The organism is Streptomyces avidinii (genome assembly GCF_014650695.1).
GTDB classification, from domain to species: Bacteria; Actinomycetota; Actinomycetes; order Streptomycetales; family Streptomycetaceae; genus Streptomyces; species Streptomyces avidinii.
Map to the genome: position 1 here is coordinate 611,075 of NZ_BMVL01000001.1, position 19,698 is coordinate 630,772.

The following is a 19,698-nucleotide window of genomic DNA, read 5'->3' on the forward strand; positions in this document are numbered from 1 at the left end:
GGCGCACCGGGCCACCCGTCTTTGTGCGGCAGAGCCGGCAGGACCTAGCAGCCGAGCAGGCGGCTGCCGAGGTAGGCCTGGATCTGGTCCAGGGAGACGCGCTCCTGCTTCATGGTGTCGCGCTCGCGCACGGTCACCGCGTTGTCGTCCAGGGTGTCGAAGTCGACGGTGACGCAGAACGGCGTACCGATCTCGTCCTGGCGGCGGTAGCGGCGGCCGATGGCGCCCGCGTCGTCGAACTCGATGTTCCAGTTCTTGCGCAGGTCGGCGGCGAGGCCCTTGGCCTTCGGCGACAGCTGCGCGTTGCGGGACAGCGGCAGGACGGCGACCTTGATCGGGGCCAGGCGCGGGTCGAAGCGCATCACGGTGCGCTTCTCCATGACGCCCTTGGCGTTCGGGGCCTCGTCCTCGTTGTACGCGTCGAGCATGAAGGCGAGCATGGCGCGGTTGACACCGGCCGCCGGCTCGATGACGTACGGGGTGTAGCGCTCACCCGACTCCTGGTCGAGGTAGCTGAGGTTCTGACCGGAGGCGGCGGAGTGGGCCTTGAGGTCGAAGTCGGTGCGGTTGGCCACACCCTCGAGCTCGGAGAACTCGCTGCCACCGAAGTTGAAGCGGTACTCGATGTCGGCGGTGCGCTTCGAGTAGTGGGACAGCTTCTCCTTCGGGTGGTCGTACCAGCGGATGTTCTCCTCGCGGATGCCGAGGTCGCGGTACCAGTTCCACCGCTCCTGCATCCAGTACTCCTGCCACTGCTCGTCCTCGCCCGGCTTGACGAAGAACTCCATCTCCATCTGCTCGAACTCGCGGGTGCGGAAGATGAAGTTGCCCGGAGTGATCTCGTTCCGGAAGGACTTGCCGACCTGCGCGATGCCGAAGGGGGGCTTCTTGCGCGAAGTGGTCTGCACGTGGGCGAAGTTGGTGAAGATGCCCTGGGCGGTCTCGGGGCGCAGGTACGCCTTCGAGCCGGTGTCCTGGGTCGGGCCGAGGTGGGTCTCCAGCATGCCGGAGAACTGCTTGGGCTCGGTGAACTGGCCCTTCACACCGCAGTTGGGGCAGTTGATGTCGGCAAGACCGTTGGCGGCCGCACGGCCGTGCTTGGCCTCGTACGCCTCTTCAAGGTGGTCGGCGCGGTGGCGCTTGTGACAGGAGGTGCACTCGGTGAGCGGGTCCGAGAAGGTGGCGACGTGGCCGGAGGCCACCCACACCTCGGGGGCCAGGATCACGGACGAGTCGAGGCCGACGACATCCTCACGCCCGGTGACCATCGCCTTCCACCACTGGCGCTTGATGTTCTCCTTGAGCTCGACGCCGAGCGGGCCGTAGTCCCAGGCGGCCCTGGAGCCGCCGTAGATGTCACTGCACGGGAAAACGAAGCCACGGCGCTTGCTCAGGCTGACGATGGTTTCGATCTTGTCGGCGGCCACGGTGCTCTCTTCATTACGAGGACGAACGGCGAAGTCTTTAGATTACCGGCGCCCGCACCCCCCCTTTCAAATCGGTTCCCCTTCCACGGCCGCCCGCCCAGGCCTCCCACCTGGGTTTTTGACAATCGTTTCCATCTTTGATGAAAATGGATGTCATGAACGTACGACGCCTCATACCCACCGCCGCCCTCGCCGGAGCCGTCGCCCTCGGCGCCACGGCCCTGACCGCCTGCTCCGGAGCCGCCGGAGCCGCCGGCAGCAAGGACGGCAAGGTCGGCGTGACGGCGTCGTTCTACCCCATGGCATTCCTCGCCGAGCAGATCGGCAAGGACCACGTGAAGGTCGACAGCCTGACCAAGCCCGGCGTCGAACCGCACGACCTGGAGATCACCCCCAAGCAGACCGCGCAGCTCGGCGAGGCCGACGTCGTCATCTACCTCAAGAGCCTGCAGCCCGCCGTCGACAAGGCCGTCGCCCAGTCCGGCGTGAAGAACGTCGTCGACGCCGCCACCCTGACCGAGCTGGAGGTCCACGGCTCCTCCGGCCACGACCACGGCGCCGAGGAGGGCCACGCCGAGGGCGAGGGCCACGACCACAGCCACGGCGAGGCCGGCCAGGACCCGCACGTCTGGCTCGACCCCGCCAAGTACGCGGAGATCGCCAAGGGCGTCGGCGCGGCCCTGGCGAAGGCCGACCCCGACCACGCGGCGGACTACCGCAAGAACACCGACGAGCTGGTCGGCAAACTGACCGCGCTGGACACGGAGTTCAAGGACGGCCTGCAGAACACGGCGTCGAAGACCTTCATCACCACCCACTCCGCCTTCGGCTACCTCGCCGAGCGCTACGGCCTCGACCAGGAGGCCATCTCCGGCGTCGACCCCGAGTCCGAGCCGAGCCCGGCCCGGATGAAGGAACTCCAGGGCCTCGCGAAGCAGGAGAATGTCTCCACCGTGTTCTTCGAGACCCTGGCCAGCGACAAGACGGCCCGGACCCTGGCGGCGGACACCGGTCTGAAGACCGACGTCCTGGACCCGCTCGAAGGAATCACCGACAAGTCCCAGGGCGCTGACTACTTCGAGGTCATGCGGTCCAACCTGAAGAACCTCCAGAAGGCGCTCGGAGCCAAGTAGATGACAGCAGCAACGGAGGCGCGAACCATGCAGTCGACGCCGGCACAGGCAGCGGACCAGCCCGTCATATCCCTGCGCGGGGCCACGGCCTCGCTCGGCTCGCGCCCCGTGCTGCGCGGGGTCGACCTCAGCGTCCACCGCGGTGAGGTCGTCGCCCTGCTCGGTGCCAACGGCTCCGGCAAGTCCACGGCCGTGCGTGCCGTGGTCGGCCAGGTCCCGCTGACCGATGGCGAGCTGTCCCTCTTCGGCACCGACTTCAAGCGCTTCCGCTCGTGGTCGCGCATCGGATACGTCCCGCAGCGCACCACGGCGGCCAGCGGGGTCCCCGCCACCGTCCGCGAGGTCGTCTCCGCCGGCCGACTCGCCCGCTCCCGCTTCGGGATCCTGCGCAAGGCCGACAAGGCGGCGGTCGAGCGCGCGCTGGCCCTGCTCGGCATGGAGGAGTACGCCTCCTCCTCGGTCAACGCCCTCTCCGGCGGCCAGCACCAGCGGGTGCTCATCGCCCGGGCGCTCGCCGTCGAACCCGAACTGCTGATCATGGACGAGCCGATGGCGGGCGTGGACCTCGCCAACCAGGAGGTCCTGGCGAACGCCCTGCGCGAGCAGAAGGCCCTCGGCACCACCCTGCTCCTCGTCCTGCACGAGCTGGGCCCGCTGGAGCCCCTGATCGACCGGGCCGTCGTCCTGCGCGACGGCTGCGTGGTCCACGACGGGCCGCCCCCGGAGGCCGTGGGGCAGCACGCGCTGCCCGGCCACGACCACGTACACCCCCACGCGGCGCACGACGCCGAGCCCCTGCGGACGGGACTGCTGAGCTGATGGACCTCCTCGAATACGCCTTCATGCAGCGGGCCCTGATCGCGGCGGCCATCGTCGGCCTCACGGCGCCCGCGATCGGCACGTACCTCGTCCAGCGCCGCCAGGCGGTCATGGGCGACGGCATCGGCCACGTGGCCACCACGGGTGTCGGCCTCGGCTTCCTGCTCAACACCAGCCCCGTGTGGATGGCCTCCCTCGTGGCCGTCATCGGTGCGGTGGGCATGGAGCACATCCGCTCCCGCGGGAAGACCAGCGGCGACATCGCGCTCGCCATGCTCTTCTACGGCGGCCTGGCCGGCGGCGTCATGATCATCAACATGGCCGGCGGTTCCACCGCCACCCTGAGCAGCTACCTCTTCGGTGGCATCACCACCGTCGCGCCGGAGGACGTCTGGGCCGCGGTGATCCTCGCGGTCTTCGTGCTCGCCGTCACCGTCGGACTGCGCCGCCAGCTGTTCGCCATCAGCCAGGACGAGGAGTTCGCCCGGGTCACCGGCATGCCGGTGCGCGCACTGAACCTCCTGATGGCCGTCACGGCCGCCCTCACCGTCACAGTGGCGATGCGGATCGTGGGCCTGCTGCTGGTCAGCGCCATGATGGTGATCCCCGTCGCGGCCGCCCAGCGGGTCACCCGCGGCTTCGCCGCGACGCTGTCGCTGGCCATGCTGATCGGCGTGCTGGTCTCCCTCAGCGGCGTGACCGCCACGTACTACCTCGACGCGCCCTCCGGCGCGGCGATCGTGCTCCTCGCCATCGCCGTCTTCGTCGTGATGACGGCCGTGTCGGCGCCTCTGGCCAGGCGCCGGGCGAAGGCGGCCCGCGCCGCCACCGAAGAGGTCTGCCCGAGGGACGATGTGAAGGTCTAGAAATGTCGGCCGCCTGGCACAATGGGCCGAGGCCGATACGAGGAGGAACCGGTGGCGACTGCGCCTGGCGAGATGAATACCGCGCCAGTACGAGGACGATCCACCCGGCAGCGGGCCGCGGTCGCGGCGGCGCTGGACGAGGTGGACGAGTTCCGCAGCGCCCAGGAACTCCACGACATGCTCAAGCACCGTGGCGACTCCGTGGGCCTGACCACCGTCTACCGCACCCTCCAGTCGCTCGCGGACGCCGGTGAGGTCGACGTCCTGCGCACCAGCGACGGCGAGTCCGTCTACCGCCGCTGCTCCACCGGCGATCACCACCACCACCTGGTGTGCCGCAAGTGCGGCAAGGCGGTGGAGGTGGAGGGTCCGGCCGTGGAGAAGTGGGCGGAGTCCATCGCGGCCGAGCACGGCTACGTGAACGTGGCGCACACGGTGGAGATCTTCGGCACCTGCGCCGACTGCGCCGCCGCGGGCTGACCGGAACGGCCGGCCCGGGGCAGGCCCGGCTCGGTCGCTGGGCCGTCTCTTTCGGATCTTGTCGGCCGAGCCCGCGGCGTCCGGTGCCGTGGATCGCACGGCGGAGGGTCGTCCTCGTACTGGACGTACTGGGGCGGGCCCGACAACGCAGCGAGGTGCGGTGCCGGGCGCCGCGGGCCCGGCAAGATCCGGAAGAGACGGCCTAGAGCCTGCGCAGGTGCGTGTCCAGGAGGGCCCGCAACCCGTCGACGTCGGCCGGTTCCCGGATCCCCCGCTTGGGCAGGACCGTCATGGCCAGCGCCTGCTTGTCCTCGCTCAGCATGACGAACGCCTCGGCCGTCTCCACGTACCTCGGCTGCGCGGCCCAGCCGATGCGCACCTCGCAGGACGCCGACGTCAGCAGGGCTCCCGAGCCGTCGATGACGGCCCGGGTCTCCCCCGACTTCTCCAGCAGGCCGCGGAAGGCCCGTGCCTGGAGCCGCGGACCGAAGAGGGTGGTCACCCACAACAGCACGCCGGCGGCCACCAGGCCCAGCGGCGCCCCGGTGACGGTCCCGTCGGTGACCGTCACCAGCAGGCCGACGCCGATTCCGAAGCTCCCGGCGGCGGGAAACGCCCATCGCCTGCGCCGCCCCGCGGCCGTGTGTACGTTCCTGGCGCGGAGGGCGTGCGCCATGTCCGCCGTGGTGGTCCGGTAGACGAGCTCGATCGTCCGCTCGTCCCGCCGAACCGCCTGGTCATTCGTGTTCATGACAACGAACCCTACCGACGGGTCGGAGTCCGGCGATCACACGCCCCGGTCAGGCGGAGGTGCCCGGCTCCGGCTGGTTCGGGACGGCGCCGCCGAAGCGGCGGTCGCGCTGCGCGTACTCCAGGCAGGCCGCCCACAGGTTGCGGCGGTCGAAGTCCGGCCACAGGACGTCCTGGAAGACCATCTCGGCGTAGGCGCTCTGCCAGAGCAGGTAGTTGGACGTGCGCTGCTCGCCGCTGGGGCGCAGGAAGAGGTCCACGTCCGGCATGTCCGGGTAGTACATGTACTTGGCGAAGGTCTTCTCGTTCACCTTCGACGGGTCCAGCCGGCCCGCCGCGACATCGCGGGCGATGGCCTGCGCCGCGTCCGCGATCTCCGCGCGGCCGCCGTAGTTGACGCAGAAGTACAGGGTCATGGCGTCGTTGTCGACGGTCTGCTCCTGGGCGACCTGGAGCTCCTGGACGACCGACTTCCACATCTTCGGCATGCGGCCGACCCAGCGGATGCGGATGCCCAGCTCGTTCATCTCGTCGCGGCGGCGCCGGATGACGTCGCGGTTGAAGTTCATCAGGAAGCGGACCTCGTCGGGCGAGCGCTTCCAGTTCTCCGTCGAGAAGGCGTACAGGGAGAGGTTCTTGACGCCCATCTCCAGGCAGCCCTTGAGCACGTCGAGCACGACGCCCTCGCCGACCTTGTGGCCCTCGGTGCGCGGCAGACCGCGATCCTTGGCCCAGCGGCCGTTGCCGTCCATGACGACCGCGACGTGGTTCGGGACCAGCTCACCGGGGATCTTCGGCGGGACCGCGCCGGAGGGGTGCGGCTCGGGAACCTTGTACTCGCGGCGAGAGCGCCCCAGAATCCCGCGTCGTGCCATGTGTCCAGCTCCTATTTCTCGACGTATCGCAGGGAGCGTAGCCCGCGCTCCAGATGCCAGTGCAAATAGGCGGAGACCAGCCCGCTGCCCTCCCGCACGTGACGCGCCTCGCACGCGTCGGCATGCCCCCAGTCGCCCGTCAGCAGGGCGCTGAGCAGGGCGATGGCCTCCGACGAGGGTACGACGCTGCCGGGCACCCGGCAGTCCCCGCATATCACCCCGCCCGCGGCGACGGAGAAGTGCCGGTTGGGGCCGTGGATGCCGCACTTCGCGCAGTCCTCGAAGCTGGGCGCGTAGCCGTTGACGGCGAGGGAGCGCAGCAGGAAGGCGTCGAGGATCAGGTGGGGCTCGTGCTCGCCGCGCGAGAGGGTGCGCAGGGCTCCGACGAGCAGCAGGTACTGCTGCACGGCGGGCTCGCCCTCGTTCTCGGTGAACCGCTCGGCGGTCTCCAGCATCGCGGTGCCGGCGGTGTAGCGGGCGTAGTCCGTGACGATGCCGTTGCCGTACGGGGCGATGATCTCGGTCTGGGTGCAGAGCGGGAGGCTGCGGCCGATCAGTTCGCTGCCGCGGGCGAAGAACTGCACGTCGGCGTGGGAGAAAGGTTCCAGCCGGGCGCCGAATTTGGATTTGGTGCGCCGGACGCCCCGGGCGACGGCCCGCACCCGGCCGTGTCCGCGGGTCAGCAGCGTGATGATGCGGTCCGCCTCACCCAGTTTCTGGGTGCGCAGCACGATGCCGTCGTCGCGGAACAGACTCATGCGCCCATTGTCCCGTACGCCGCCGACAGCGGGACGCGACGGGCAACGGGCGCGGTGCCCGTCCGGCGGGGGCGATCGGTGTCGGGTGGCGGGCACAGCGATGGCCCCTCGTCCGGACCCGGGTCCGGACGAGGGGCCAGCACCCCTTGGGAGGGTCAGGAGGCCGGTGTCCGGGCTGCTTCACCCTCACCCGACGGTTTCGGTACGGCTGCTGCGGAGTCCGCGTCGTCCGCGGTGTCCGCGGTGTCCGCGGCCGCCGCCACCTGGGCGGGCAGTTCGACCTTGGGTACGTCGTGGGCCCCGTCCTCGGCCAGACCGTTGAAGATCAGGTTCAGGACGATGGCGGACGTGGCGCCCAGTGTCACACCGCTGTTGAGCAGCGAGGACAGGTCCGGGTCCATGTGCTTGGTGAAGAACACCGGGACGGTCGCGGGGAGCAGGGCGAAGGCGAGGGAGACGCCGACGATCAGCGCGTTCTTCTCCTCCTTCAGGTCCACCTTGGCCAGGGTCTGGATACCGGCCAGGGCGACCATGGCGAACATGACGGTCGCGGCGCCGCCGAGGACCCCGTGCGGGACGGCGGCGACGATCGCGGCGGCCTTGGGCAGCAGACCAAGAATGATCATGAAGACACCTGCGGCCACGACCACGAACCGGCTCTTCACCTTCGTCATCCGCACCAGGCCCACGTTCTCGGCGAAGGCCACGTACGGGAAGGAGTTGAGGACACCGCCGAGGGCGGTCGCGGCGCCGTCGGCGCGCAGGGCGCGGGCCACGGTCTCGCTGTCGACCTCCTTGCCGACGATGTCGCCGACGGCGTAGGTGTCACCGGTCGTCTCGACCATGGTGATCAGCATGACGATGAGCATCAGGACGATCGGGAACCACTCGAACTTCGGGGCACCGAAGTGGAAGGGGGTGGTGATGCCGATCCACTCGGAGTTGCCCACGTCGCCGAACTTCGCGTCCCCGAGGAGGAAGGCGACGGTGGTGCCGACGACCAGGCCGAGCAGGATCGAGATGCTGGAGAGGAACGGCTTGCCGATCTTCATCAGGATGAGGATGAAGAGCATCGTGCCGCCGGCGTAGGCGAAGTTCTTCGGGTCTCCGAAGTCGGGGCTGCCGAGGCCGCCTGCCGCGTCGTTGAGACCGACCGGGATCAGGACGATGCCCAGCACGGTGATCACCGTGCCGGTGACGACCGGTGGGAACAGCCGCATGACGGTCCGGAACGCCTTGGCCGGCAGCCAGGCGAAGGCGAAGGTGGCGATGCCTGCGGTGATCACCGCGCCGTAGATGACCAGGAGGGCGGCGGTGCCGCCGCCGGCGCCGAGGCCGATGGCGATCATCGGGGAGACCGCGGTGAAGGTCACGCCCTGGATCAGCGGCAGCCGGGCACCGATCCGGCCTATGCCCAGGGCCTGGATGATCGAGGCGATACCGCAGGTGAAGAGGTCCGCGTTGATCAGGTAGACCAGCTGTTCAGGGCTCAGCTTCAGCGCATTGCCGACGATGATCGGAACGATCACCGCACCGGCGTAGAAGGCGAGTACGTGCTGGAAGCCGTACAGCGCGAGCTTGGGGACGGGGAGCACCTCGTCGACCGGGTGGGTGCTCTGCTCTCCGTCGGTGGAAAGCCGGGCGGCGACACGTGCCATCTCAGCCTTGCCCTTCAAGGTAGGTAAGTGAGAGGAGATCTGGTTGTCCCTGGGCGCAGTGGGTCGCTAACCCGTTGGTACGCCAGGGTTGTCAGTACGTTCACGTCGAGGTGAATCGAAGCCGCGCTGTGTTAACGGCGCCGTCTTGTCGTGTGACCGGAATTGAACGCCTGTGGGAGGCCTCACAGGTATCGTCGACTTCGACAAACTGTTGACGTTCAGGCGTGCTCGATCTGGAGGTTTCTCCAGTGGTGCGGACTCCGCGACAGGAGTATGCGCGCAGCGCCGTGGAGTCCGGCCTTTCCGCCCCGCGACCGCGAAGCGCACCTGCCGTGACGTGCGGGTACGGCGTTCGCGACGGCCCCGACGGGCAAACGAGAAGGCGCTGTTCCGGCCGTCCGACTGGTGGACAGACCGGGCTTGGAGGGATCGCCTCCGGCCTTCACGCGACGTTCACGCGTCCCGAAATCGGCCCTGCGAGGCCGGATCGTTACGTCGAGGAGGGCCGTTTCGGACGGATCGGGGCCACCGAACGGACACGAAGAGGCCCTGCGCCGCATCCTCGCGCAGGGCCTCTCGCCTCTCCACGTCCTGTCCCCGCTCGCTACGGCGCGCGTACCGCCGACAGCAGCCGGGACACCTCGTCCGTGTCGATCCGCAGGGCCGAGCCGACCGTGGCGAGCACCTCGCGCTCCGCCGGGGTGTACGGGCCGTCCGCGAGCGCGATACGGGCCCCCTGGAGCAGGATCGATTCGCGGCCCGGGCCGGCCAGGTGCGGAGCCAGCGGCTCCAGGGCCTCGTGCAGCTCTATCGACAGCGCCGCCCCGCAGCACTCCGGGACGTCGTACAGCCCGAGCCGGCCCTCGTCCGTGGACAGCGCCTCCACGAGGGACTCCAGCTGCTCCTCGGTGCAGTCCTGGAAGCCCGCGGCCCGTACGGCGCCCACCGCGGCCTCCAGCGCGCTGCGAGAGGCCGTGCCGCCCGCGGTGAGCACGGCCAGCGCCACGGTGTGCACCGCGTCCCGCAGCAGGGCGGTGAAACGGGTCGTGGTGAGGTGGTCCAGGACGTCGGTGTCGAAGCGGGCCCGGCAGCCCTGGCACTCGATGACGGGCCCGTCCTGCCCGCGGGGCAGCAGCGGCACCCCCAAGACGGTGAACCGGCGTCGTCCGGTACGCCGGCGGTAGTTGCGGTCGCCACCGCAGGCGGGGCAGAAGAACTCCCCGTCGCCCACGGTGCTCCAGGTGGTACGGGTGCCCCAGACCGTCAGCTTCCGGCCGTCCCCACCCCGAACTGGCAGCACGTCGCACCTCCGTAACCTTCCGGCAACATCGCCGGGTGGGCGTGATGTTAGCCACATCGATGAGGATGCGTCAGTCGTGTGACAAGACAACATGTGCCGGGCGGCGGACTTGGCCGGTCTGCGCCCCCGGCCTCCCCGCTTCCCCGCCCCGCTCGCCCTAGGGTTCGCGTCATGAACGAGAAGTCCTGTCTGGTCACGGGCGCGGCGAGCGGGATCGGCCGGGCCACCGCCCTGCTCCTGGCCCGCTCCGGGGCCCGGGTGACCGCGGCCGACATCAATGGCCCGGGGGTGGAGGCCCTGCGCGGAGAACTGGCCGCCGAGGGGTACGAGATCACCGCGGTCGCCGGTGACGTCGCCGATCCGGAGGCCAATCACGCGATGGTGGCGGCCGCGACCCGGGCGTACGGGCGCCTGGACGTCGCCGTGGCCAACGCCGGGGTGCTGCCGCTGTCCGACGTACGGGAGACCAGCCCCGAGGACTGGGACCACGTCATGGCGGTGGACGGCCGCGGCATGTTCCTGACCTGCAAGTACGCCATCGAGGCGATGACCGCGCAGCCGCGGCCCGGCGGGGCTCTGGTCTGCGTGTCCTCGATCTCGGGAGTGGCAGGGCAGGCCCGCCAGGCCGCGTACGGGCCCGCGAAGTTCGTCGCGTCGGGGCTGACCAAGCACCTCGCGGTGGAGTGGGCCGCGCGCGGGATCCGGGTCAACGCGGTGGCGCCCGGAACCATCCGTACGGAGCGGGTGATCGCGCTGAAGGACGAGCCGGGCGGGCCGGAGTACCTGGCCGAGATCACGGGCGCGCACCCGATGGGCCGGCTCGGCGAGCCCGAGGAGGTGGCCCGGGTCATCGCCTTCCTGGCCTCCGACGCGGCCTCGTTCGTGACGGGCGCGATCGTGCCGGTGGACGGCGGCTATCTGGCCCGCTGAACGGCGGAGCCCCGCCCCCTCCGGCGAGGAAGGGGCGGGGCTTCACGAAGGAAGGGTCAGCGGCCCGCGCGGTTGACGGCGGAGATGACCGCCTTCAGGGAGGCCCGGGTGGTGTTGGCGTCGATGCCGATGCCCCACAGGACGCGGCCGTCGATCGCGCACTCGATGTACGAGGCGGCCACGGCGGAGGCGCCCTCGCTCATGGTGTGCTCGGTGTAGTCCAGCAGGCGGGCGTCGACGCCGATGCCGGCCAGCGCGTCGAAGAAGGCGGAGATCGGACCGTTGCCGGTGCCGTTCAGGACCGTCTCCACGCCGTCCACGACCGCCTCGACGGTCAGCGTGTCCGTGCCGTCCTTGTCGGTGGCCGTCGAACCGGAGCGCAGCTGGATGCGGCCCCACGGGTTCTCGGGGTTGGGCAGGTACTCGTCGGAGAAGACGTCCCAGATCGCCTTCGGCGTGACCTCGCCGCCCTCGGCGTCGGTCTTGGCCTGGATGATCCGCGAGAACTCGATCTGCATGCGGCGCGGCAGGTCCAGCTTGTGGTCGTTCTTCAGGACGTACGCGATGCCGCCCTTGCCGGACTGCGAGTTGACCCGGATGACCGCCTCGTAGGAGCGGCCGACGTCCTTCGGGTCGATCGGCAGGTACGGGACCGCCCACTCGATGTCGTCGACCGTCTTGCCCCGGGCGGCCGCGTCGGCCTCCATGGCGTCGAAGCCCTTCTTGATGGCGTCCTGGTGGGAGCCGGAGAAGGCGGTGTAGACCAGGTCGCCCGCGTACGGGTGGCGCGGGTGGACCTCCATCTGGTTGCAGTACTCGCTGGTCCGGCGGATCTCGTCGATCTGCGAGAAGTCGATCTGCGGGTCGATGCCCTGCGAGAACAGGTTCATGCCCAGGGTGATCAGGTCCACGTTGCCGGTGCGCTCGCCCTGCCCGAACAGGCAGCCCTCGATGCGGTCGGCGCCGGCCATCAGGGCCAGCTCGGCGGCGGCGACGGCGGTGCCGCGGTCGTTGTGCGGGTGGACGGAGATGCAGATGTGCTCGCGGCGGGTCAGGTTGCGGGCCATCCACTCGAAGCGGTCCGCGTGCGTGGACGGCGTCGAGCGCTCCACGGTGGCGGGCAGGTTCAGGATGATCTCGCGGCCCTCGGACGGCTGCCAGACGTCGCAGACGGCCTCGCAGACCTCCAGGGCGAAGTCCAGCTCGGTGTCGGTGAAGATCTCCGGGCTGTACTGGTAGCCGAAGGTGGTCTCCGGGCCCAGCAGCTTCTCGGCGTACTCCATGACCAGGCGGGTGCCCTCGACGGCGATCTGCTTGATCTGCTCCTTGGAGCCGCGGAAGACGACCCGGCGGAAGGTCGGGGCGGTCGCGTTGTACAGGTGCACGGTGGCGCGCTTGGCGCCGACCAGGGACTCCACCGTCCGCTCGATCAGGTCCTCGCGGGCCTGGGTCAGTACGGAGATGGTGACGTCGTCCGGGATCGCGCCCTCTTCGATGATGGAGCGCACGAAGGCGAAGTCGGTCTCGCCGGAGGAGGGGAATCCGACCTCGATCTCCTTGTAGCCCATGCGCACCAGCAGGTCGAACATCTCGCGCTTGCGGGCGGGGGTCATCGGGTCGATCAGCGACTGGTTGCCGTCGCGCAGGTCGGTGGAGAGCCAGCGGGGGGCCTTGGTGACGCGGGCGTCCGGCCAGGTGCGGTCCGGGATGTCCACCTGCTCGTACTGTCCGTACTTGTGGATCGGCATCCCGGTGGCCTGCTGGGTGTGGGTCGCGTTCGTGATGGGCGTGGGGCGACCGACAAAAGGCTGCTGGCTCATGGCGTTGGGCTCCTCGCGTGTCCGCGTGTAGTTCGCTGGGACGGCCGACGGCGGTAGTGAAAACCGCAACACCAAACTCCGCGGGGAGGGGGTCGGCCTACGACTACAGACCCTCGCCGCGGCAGCTAAGGAGAAGCAGCCCGAAACGCATGATGGACCGAGCCTAGCCGAGCCGCGCCGTATCGCGAGGACCTGTTTCAGTATGCAAGACCCGCTGGTCCGATTTGCACCAAATGTGAGCCAAGCCTCGTTTCGCCCCGCGGAGTCGGGATGTTCCGTCAATCCGGCGTTGCCGCTTTCAGACAAGTGAATGAATCATGGTCGCAGCTAGTGACAGCGTCATGACCCACTGCCACATTGCCGGGCATGGATGCCTCCCACGCTCACCGCCATCACCCCGTCTTCTGCACGGTCGTACCGCCGCACCTCCTCGACAAGGCCGCCCGGTCCGCCGACGCCCGCCGCGCCGACCTCGCCCAGCGCACCCTCGAACGCGACTCCCTCCTGCGCACCAGGCGCCGGGTCACGGCCGTGCGCGGGATCGTCCCCACCCTCGCCGCGCCGGCATCCGACGAACCGGACCGGACGATCTACGACGCCCAGCACCGCACCCGGCTGCCCGGCAGGAAGGTCCGCGGCGAGGGCGACCCGCTGAGCAAGGACGCCACCGTCAACCGCGCCTACGCGGGGCTCGGAGCCACGTACGACCTGTTCCTGAAGGGCTTCGGGCGGCGCTCGATCGACGACTCCGGGCTCGCGCTGGACGCGACCGTCCACTACGGCGAGGAGTACAACAACGCCTTCTGGGACGGTCAGCAGATGGTCTTCGGCGACGGGGACGGGGACCTCTTCCTCGACTTCACCGTGTCGGTGGACGTCATCGGGCACGAGCTGACCCACGGGGTCACCCAGTACACGGCGAACCTGACCTACCACGGGCAGTCCGGCGCCCTGAACGAGTCGATGTCGGACGTCTTCGGCTCGCTGATCAAGCAGTACTCGCTGGAGCAGACGGCCGAGCAGGCCGACTGGCTGATCGGCGCCGGGCTGCTCGGCCCCAACGTCACCGGGGTCGCACTGCGCTCCATGAAGGCACCCGGCACCGCGTACGACGACGACGAGCTCGGCAAGGACCCGCAGCCGGCCACGATGGACGACTACGTGAACACCCACAGCGACAACGGCGGGGTCCACATCAACTCGGGCATCCCCAACCACGCCTTCTACATCGCGGCGACCGAGCTGGGCGGCAAGGCCTGGGAGCGGGCCGGGCAGATCTGGTACGACGCCCTGACCGGCGGGGAGCTCGCCGAGAACGCGGACTTCGCCGACTTCGCCCGGCTCTCGACGGCGGCGGCCGTCGCCCGGTACGGAGAGGGCGGCGCCGAGCACCAGGCGCTCCAGAAAGCGTGGTCCGCGGTGGGCGTCCCGCTCGTGGGGTAGAGGGCTCCCATGCGGATTCAGGTGATACGGACGGGCGGCTTCGCGGGCATCGAGCGCCGGGCCGAGGTGGACACCACGGGCCGGCCGGACGAGGTCGAGTGGCAGGCCCTGGCCCGGCTCGCGCTGCGGCCCGGTTCGCCGGGCCACCCGGCCGACCGGGTACGGGACGGCTTCTCGTACCGGATCACGGTGGACGGGCGGACGGTGGCCTGCGAGGAGCCGAACCTCTCGGAGGCCCAGCGGACCCTGATCTCAAGGGTCTTGAAGGAGGGCGCCTGACGGAGGGCGCCCGGAAAGAAGGTGCCCGGGCGGCGCCGCTTTGTTTGGATGGCCGGATGACCGACCACATGATCGAATCAACGCTGTCCGAGCTGGAGCGGTACTACGACACGGTGCCGCGGGTGGGCGGGGCCCGCGCCGAGGACTTCGGCGCGCTGACCCTGTTCGTCCAGGAGGGCGCGGGCTGGCCCTACTACGCCCGGCCCGCGCTCGGCGGCCCCGAGGCGACCCCGGCCGACGTGCAACGGGTCCTGGAGCGCCAGCGGGAGCTGAAGGCGCCCGAGGCCTTCGAGTGGGTGGCCGAAACCAGCCCCTCACTGCGGACCGCGGTGGAGGCGGCGGGACTCCATGTCCACGCCCACCCCCTCATGGTGCTCGACCCCTCGGCCGAAGCCCTTCCCCCGCATCCGGACGTACGTCTGCTCGGGGCGGACGACCCGCTGCTGACCGCCGCGGTGACGGTCCCGGCCCTGGCCTTCGCGGCCCCGGGCACGGCGGTGGGCGAGGCCGGACCCGCGGAACTGGCGGCGGCGACGGCGCAGCCCTCGGCCGAGGAGGGCCGGGCCCGGGTGGCCGGCAAGCTGGCGGCGGGCACTTCGGCCATGGCCGCGGCCGTACGGGACGGCGTCGTCCTCTGCTCCGGCATGTACAACCCGGTCGGGGACGTCGCGGAGGTCGTGGGTGTCGGCACCCTCCCGTCGGCCCGCCGCCAGGGCCTGGCCCTCGGCGTGACGGCCGCGCTCGTCGCGGAGGCCCTGGCGCGCGGGGCCCGTACGGTCTTCCTCTCGGCCGGCGACGAGGACGTGGCCCGCGTCTACGCCCGCATCGGCTTCCGCCGGGTGGCCACGGCCCTGATCGCCGAACCGCAGGGGTGACGCGCTCCCTGTTTGCCGGAACGGCAACAGAGTTTGCCCGTACGGACGGGTCGGGCGGAGCATCGGCCGTACCGGCACCCGTACTGGAAGAGGGACCCATGACCGAACACACGCACACGCACGCGCACTCCCACGACTACCCCGTGGACGGGCCCCCGGCGGGCGAGGAGTTCTGGGACGGCCGCTACGGCGAGAGCGACCGGATCTGGAGCGGCGAGGCCAACGCCATGCTGGTGCGCGAGGTGTCCGGCCTCGCCCCGGGGCGGGCCCTGGACCTCGGCTGCGGTGAGGGCGGCGACGCCGTCTGGCTGGCCCGCCAGGGGTGGACCGTCACCGGGACCGACATCTCCGGGGTCGCCCTCGGCCGGGCGGCCGAGCACGCGGCGGACGCCGGGGTCGCGGACCGGATCTCCTTCGCCCGGTACGACCTGACGGAGTCCTTCCCCGAGGGGGAGTTCGACCTCGTCTCGGCGTGCTTCCTGCACAACTACGGGGACTTCCCCCGTGATGTAGTCCTGCGCACGGCCGCCGCGGCCGTGGCCCCCGGCGGCACCCTGCTGGTGGTCGGCCATGCGGGCTGGGCACCGTGGCAGGAGGAGCGGGAGGAGGCGCACTTCCCCACGCCCGAGGAGGTCCTCGCGCAGCTGGAGCCGGTCACGGCGGGCTGGGAGGTGCTGCGGGCCGAGGAGACCGAGCGGGTCCAGGCGCAGCCCGACGGTACGCCGGGCACCCGTACGGACAACGTGGTGCGGGTGCGCCGGCCCGCGTAGCCGCACCCGGACGAACGACGACGCACGGACGCGGTCCCCCGGCGGGGGCCGCGTCCGTGCGTCGTCGTGTCGTTCGCTTCGCGCCTCAGAAACCGAGCTTGCGCAGCTGCTTGGGGTCCCGCTGCCAGTCCTTGGCGACCTTCACGTGCAGGTCGAGGAAGACCGGGGTGCCGAGCAGCGCCTCGATGTGCTTGCGCGACTTCATCCCGACCTCCTTCAGGCGGGAGCCCTTCGGGCCGATGATGATGCCCTTCTGACTCGGCCGCTCGATGTAGACGTTGGCGTGGATGTCGAGCAGCGGGCGGTCCGCCGGACGGTTCTCGCGGGGGATCATCTCCTCGACGACCACGGCGATGGAGTGCGGGAGCTCGTCCCGTACGCCCTCCAGCGCGGCCTCGCGGATCAGCTCCGCGACCATGACCATCTCGGGCTCGTCGGTGAGGTCGCCCTCCGGGTAGAGCGGCGGGCTCTCCGGCAGCAGCGGCGCGATCAGGTCGGCCAGCAGCTGGACCTGGGTGTCCCCGACGGCCGAGACCGGGACGATCTCGGTCCACTCGAAGCCCAGCTCCTCGGCGAGCTGGTGGACGGCGAGCAGCTGCTCGCCCACCTGCTTGGACTCGACCAGGTCGGTCTTGGTGATGATGGCGATCTTGGGGGTCTTCTTGATCCCCGCAAGCTCCTTGGCGATGAACTTGTCGCCGGGGCCGAGCTTCTGGTCGGCCGGCAGGCAGAAGCCGATCACGTCGACCTCGGCCCAGGTGGTCCGCACGACGTCGTTGAGGCGCTCGCCGAGCAGGGTGCGCGGCTTGTGCAGGCCGGGCGTGTCGACGAGGACGAGCTGCGCGTCGGGGCGGTGCACGATGCCGCGGACGGTGTGGCGGGTGGTCTGCGGCCGGTTGGAGGTGATCGCGACCTTGGTGCCCACGAGTGCGTTGGTGAGGGTCGACTTCCCCGCGTTGGGGCGGCCGACGAAGCAGGCGAACCCCGCACGGTGCGGGGCGGTGGACTCGGGGGAACGATCGCTCATACGGGCCATTCTCCCCGATGCGGCCCGCAGCGCCGACCAGATCGCCGCGGCGAGGGCCGGCAGGGCCGTGAGCGAGGGGTACTCGGCGAGGTCCGCACGGCCCTGAGCTGTGGTTCCGTCGGCCCGGGCGTGCACCGTGACCTCGGCCCATTCCGCTCTGGGCGCGCCCTCCCAACGGGCGCCGATGCGTACTTCCTGACCCGGCAGCAGCTCGGCGGGCAGCCCGCCGGTCTCGCGGCCGAGGAGCCGGCGGCCGAGGACTCCGGTGGCGGTGAGGGCGACGCGGGGGCGGAGGGTGACATTGCCGGTGTTGTGGAGCGTGTACGAGATGTCCGCGCCGGAACCGCGACGGTTCACGGTGACCCCCCGGACGGTGAGGGCGGGCGCGGTGGGGCCGGTCACCCGCAGGTACAGCCGGGCGGCGACGGCCCGCTGTACGCCGATCCCGCCGCCGGTGGGGGCCGCGGCGGGGCGCTCCTCCAAAGCCACGACGGCGCCGGGGTGGTCCCCCGGTTCCGCCCGGTCGGGGACGGTGACGGTGAAGCCGACGGCGACCGAGCCCCCGGCCGGTACGGTCACCCGCTCCCGGTCCAGCTTCGCCCACGCGCCGGCGGCCGACCGCGGCTCGTCGGGCCCGCGCACGGCGAAGCCGCCGTCGCGGGCGGTGTTGTGGGCGTCGGCGGCGTAGAGGCGGAAGGTGCGGGGCCGGTCGGTGCGGTTGGTGACGGTGACGGCGTCGGTCACGGCCTGGCCGGGCGCGGCGGCGAGGTAGAAGCAGGGCCGCTGCGCGACGCTGTTCGCGACGGGCAGGACGGACCACTGACCACTGTCCACGGCGGCGGCCGTCCCGCAGAGCCCGCCGAGCCCGCCGAGCATCACCAACGCCGCCCCTCCTGCGGCTGCCGCTGCGCGGAGCCGTCCCCCACCCGCCCATCCGCCGTTCCCCGGGCTCTGCCCGGACCCGGTCCTCGAACGCCGGACGGCCTGAATATCAGCCCCGCCGGCGTTTGAGGCGCGGGGTCTGGGGAGCACCAGGAAACGGAGAAGGGGCGGGGCGGGGACAGCTCCGCGCAGCAGCGGTCGCAGACGGCCCGTCACGACAGGGTCAGCGTCAGGACCGCCGTGTACGCACCCGGCGGGGTGTACGGCGGCACCTGGAGGGTGACCGTGGCATCGATGGTGAAGGTGCCGCCGACCAGGGGCGCGTCGGGGGTGGAGGCGAGGAGGGCTCCGTCCGGCCCGACCACACCCGCACTGCCCGCCGTACACGCGCTCCGGCTCCCCTCGGCGGCCACGCACCGCGGGGTCCAGGACAGGGAGGCGCCCGGGATGCGGATCCCACCGGGGCCGGTGAAGTCGGTGACCTTGCCGATCAGGGACCAGCCGGCCGGGCCGCCGCGGGCGTCGGTGACGGTGACCGTCCCGATCCGGCCGGGGGCCGCGCCACCGGCGCCGTAGGGGACGGCGCCCAGGGTGATGTCCTCGCCGGTCTGGATCAGGCCGAGGGCGCCCGGCTCGACCGTCGCCGTGACCTTCTGGGTACCGGAGGGCGGCGGCGGGGTGACGGAGGGCGGCGGGGTGACGGCGATGACGGTGTACGCGGCCGGGCCCGAGCCCTTGCCCGCCGACCAGGCGGCGCCCTCGTAGGCCACCACCCCTGTAGTGGCCCGGTCCGTGACCGGCAGCTCGACCAGAGCCGTGCCCAGTGCGTCGGCGGTGGCGCGGACCCGGTCGGCGGTCTCGGCCGCGCCCGCCCGCCCGGCCACCGTGACGGCCGTGCCCGGCGGGAACCCCGCGGCGGTGACCTTGACCCGGGCGCCCGGGCCGCCGTGGGCCGCGCCGAGGAAGACGCTGCGCAGGTTGGCCGTGGGCAGTGCGGTCGCGGTCAGGCGTGCGGAGACGGGGGAGGCGGTGTCCGCGGTGCAGGTGGTGTCGAGCTCCAGCGGGTGGCTGGTGTGCAGGGTGTAGCTGCCCGGGGCCAGGGTGGTCTCGCCGGGCGCGGTGACGGTGAAGGTGCCGGTCATGGTGACGGCCGGCAGGGGCTCGCCCGCCGGGACGGGGTCGTTGCGCTTGACCCCGACCACGGTGACCTCGCCGCTCTGGGCGCCCGCCAGCAGGATCCGGCCGGTCGGGGTCAGCGTGTCGGCGGGGAGTTCGCCGCCGGCCCCGTCCGGGTCCAGGGGCGCGACGGCAGGGGTGCGGAGCACCTGGTAGGTGACGGTGACGGTGTCACCGACCCGCGGGGCCGGGTTGTCGACGGTGATCCGAGCGGTGGTCGGCCCGTCCGCGGGCGGGAGCCCGGCCTCCTGGGGCGGCAGGCAGTGCGACGGGAAGTCCACCTGGCCGGGGGGCGTCTCGCCCTCGGCCGCGGCGGGCCCGCTCAGGGCGCCCCCGGCCGTGGCGGCCAGCACGGCCATGCCGACGGCTGCCGACCATCTCCGCTTCCGCGCCCCTGTTCGCACTGCCCGCCCCCTGGGTTCCCTCGCGC

Annotated in this window: 18 protein-coding genes; 9 read left to right on the forward strand and 9 right to left on the reverse strand. The window is 71.1% G+C overall.

Going from position 1 to position 19,698, the window contains the following annotated elements; translation table 11 throughout:
* Positions 1 to 44 precede the first annotated feature (44 nt).
* Positions 45 to 1,427: a glycine--tRNA ligase gene (locus tag IE257_RS02875; RefSeq protein WP_189964160.1), complete on the reverse strand. Its 1,383-nt coding sequence runs from the start codon at positions 1,425 to 1,427 to the stop codon at positions 45 to 47.
* Positions 1,428 to 1,582: 155 nt separating this feature from the next.
* Here IE257_RS02875 and IE257_RS02880 point away from each other — a divergent pair, with 155 nt between their 5' ends.
* Genes IE257_RS02880 through IE257_RS02895 form a run of 4 tightly spaced genes read left to right on the forward strand, consistent with a single transcriptional unit; the run spans position 1,583 to position 4,725 of the window.
* Positions 1,583 to 2,560: a metal ABC transporter substrate-binding protein gene (locus IE257_RS02880; protein WP_189964162.1), complete on the forward strand. Its 978-nt coding sequence runs from the start codon at positions 1,583 to 1,585 to the stop codon at positions 2,558 to 2,560.
* Positions 2,561 to 2,587: 27 nt separating this feature from the next.
* Positions 2,588 to 3,379: a metal ABC transporter ATP-binding protein gene (locus IE257_RS02885; protein ID WP_189964164.1), complete on the forward strand. Its 792-nt coding sequence runs from the start codon at positions 2,588 to 2,590 to the stop codon at positions 3,377 to 3,379.
* Entirely contained in the window at positions 3,379 to 4,245 is an 867-nt protein-coding gene (locus IE257_RS02890; protein ID WP_189964167.1) for a metal ABC transporter permease, read from the forward strand. Before IE257_RS02885 ends, IE257_RS02890 begins: the two co-directional genes overlap by 1 nt.
* Before the next feature lie 51 nt (positions 4,246 to 4,296).
* A complete protein-coding gene (locus IE257_RS02895) occupies positions 4,297 to 4,725 on the forward strand; it encodes a Fur family transcriptional regulator (RefSeq protein WP_078626133.1) in 429 nt (142 codons plus the stop codon).
* A 202-nt stretch (positions 4,726 to 4,927) separates the two neighbouring features.
* On the opposite strand, the gene IE257_RS02900 is transcribed toward IE257_RS02895, so the two are convergent.
* The 5 genes from IE257_RS02900 to IE257_RS02920 form a co-directional block, all read right to left on the reverse strand.
* Positions 4,928 to 5,476 (reverse strand): YcxB family protein, encoded by a 549-nt coding sequence (locus IE257_RS02900; protein ID WP_189964170.1) that lies wholly within the window; start codon positions 5,474 to 5,476, stop codon positions 4,928 to 4,930.
* A 49-nt stretch (positions 5,477 to 5,525) separates the two neighbouring features.
* Positions 5,526 to 6,350: an isoprenyl transferase gene (locus tag IE257_RS02905; protein WP_189964172.1), complete on the reverse strand. Its 825-nt coding sequence runs from the start codon at positions 6,348 to 6,350 to the stop codon at positions 5,526 to 5,528.
* 11 nt (positions 6,351 to 6,361) lie between these two features.
* Positions 6,362 to 7,108, reverse strand: a complete 747-nt coding sequence (recO, locus tag IE257_RS02910) for a DNA repair protein RecO (RefSeq protein ID WP_030757462.1) — start codon at positions 7,106 to 7,108, stop codon at positions 6,362 to 6,364.
* Between the two features lie 155 nt (positions 7,109 to 7,263).
* Complete coding sequence (locus tag IE257_RS02915; protein ID WP_229920074.1) at positions 7,264 to 8,766, reverse strand: nucleobase:cation symporter-2 family protein; 1,503 nt, start codon at positions 8,764 to 8,766, stop codon at positions 7,264 to 7,266.
* Between the two features lie 604 nt (positions 8,767 to 9,370).
* Positions 9,371 to 10,066: a TerB family tellurite resistance protein gene (locus IE257_RS02920; RefSeq protein WP_189964175.1), complete on the reverse strand. Its 696-nt coding sequence runs from the start codon at positions 10,064 to 10,066 to the stop codon at positions 9,371 to 9,373.
* Between the two features lie 171 nt (positions 10,067 to 10,237).
* Between IE257_RS02920 and IE257_RS02925 the strand changes: the two genes are divergently transcribed.
* Positions 10,238 to 10,996, forward strand: a complete 759-nt coding sequence (locus IE257_RS02925) for an SDR family NAD(P)-dependent oxidoreductase (RefSeq protein ID WP_189964178.1) — start codon at positions 10,238 to 10,240, stop codon at positions 10,994 to 10,996.
* Between the two features lie 56 nt (positions 10,997 to 11,052).
* On the opposite strand, the gene leuA is transcribed toward IE257_RS02925, so the two are convergent.
* Positions 11,053 to 12,816: a 2-isopropylmalate synthase gene (leuA, locus tag IE257_RS02930; RefSeq protein ID WP_189964181.1), complete on the reverse strand. Its 1,764-nt coding sequence runs from the start codon at positions 12,814 to 12,816 to the stop codon at positions 11,053 to 11,055.
* A gap of 366 nt (positions 12,817 to 13,182) precedes the next feature.
* Here leuA and IE257_RS02935 point away from each other — a divergent pair, with 366 nt between their 5' ends.
* The 4 genes from IE257_RS02935 to IE257_RS02950 all read left to right on the forward strand — a co-directional run bounded on the left by IE257_RS02935 (position 13,183) and on the right by IE257_RS02950 (position 16,183).
* On the forward strand, positions 13,183 to 14,259 hold the full coding sequence (locus tag IE257_RS02935; RefSeq protein ID WP_189964183.1) for a M4 family metallopeptidase: 1,077 nt from the start codon (positions 13,183 to 13,185) through the stop codon (positions 14,257 to 14,259).
* Positions 14,260 to 14,268: 9 nt separating this feature from the next.
* The gene (locus IE257_RS02940) at positions 14,269 to 14,538 is read left to right on the forward strand and encodes a protealysin inhibitor emfourin (protein ID WP_189964186.1); all 270 of its coding nucleotides are present in this window, start codon (positions 14,269 to 14,271) and stop codon (positions 14,536 to 14,538) included.
* Between the two features lie 56 nt (positions 14,539 to 14,594).
* Positions 14,595 to 15,413, forward strand: a complete 819-nt coding sequence (locus IE257_RS02945) for a GNAT family N-acetyltransferase (protein WP_229920075.1) — start codon at positions 14,595 to 14,597, stop codon at positions 15,411 to 15,413.
* Between the two features lie 98 nt (positions 15,414 to 15,511).
* Positions 15,512 to 16,183 (forward strand): SAM-dependent methyltransferase, encoded by a 672-nt coding sequence (locus IE257_RS02950; RefSeq protein ID WP_229920076.1) that lies wholly within the window; start codon positions 15,512 to 15,514, stop codon positions 16,181 to 16,183.
* An 85-nt stretch (positions 16,184 to 16,268) separates the two neighbouring features.
* Here IE257_RS02950 and era read toward each other — a convergent pair whose 3' ends face one another.
* Both era and IE257_RS02960 read right to left on the reverse strand, forming a co-directional pair.
* Positions 16,269 to 17,219: a GTPase Era gene (era, locus tag IE257_RS02955; RefSeq protein ID WP_030862481.1), complete on the reverse strand. Its 951-nt coding sequence runs from the start codon at positions 17,217 to 17,219 to the stop codon at positions 16,269 to 16,271.
* A gap of 1,085 nt (positions 17,220 to 18,304) precedes the next feature.
* Positions 18,305 to 19,627: a WxL domain-containing protein gene (locus tag IE257_RS02960; RefSeq protein WP_189964189.1), complete on the reverse strand. Its 1,323-nt coding sequence runs from the start codon at positions 19,625 to 19,627 to the stop codon at positions 18,305 to 18,307.
* Positions 19,628 to 19,698: the final 71 nt, after the last annotated feature.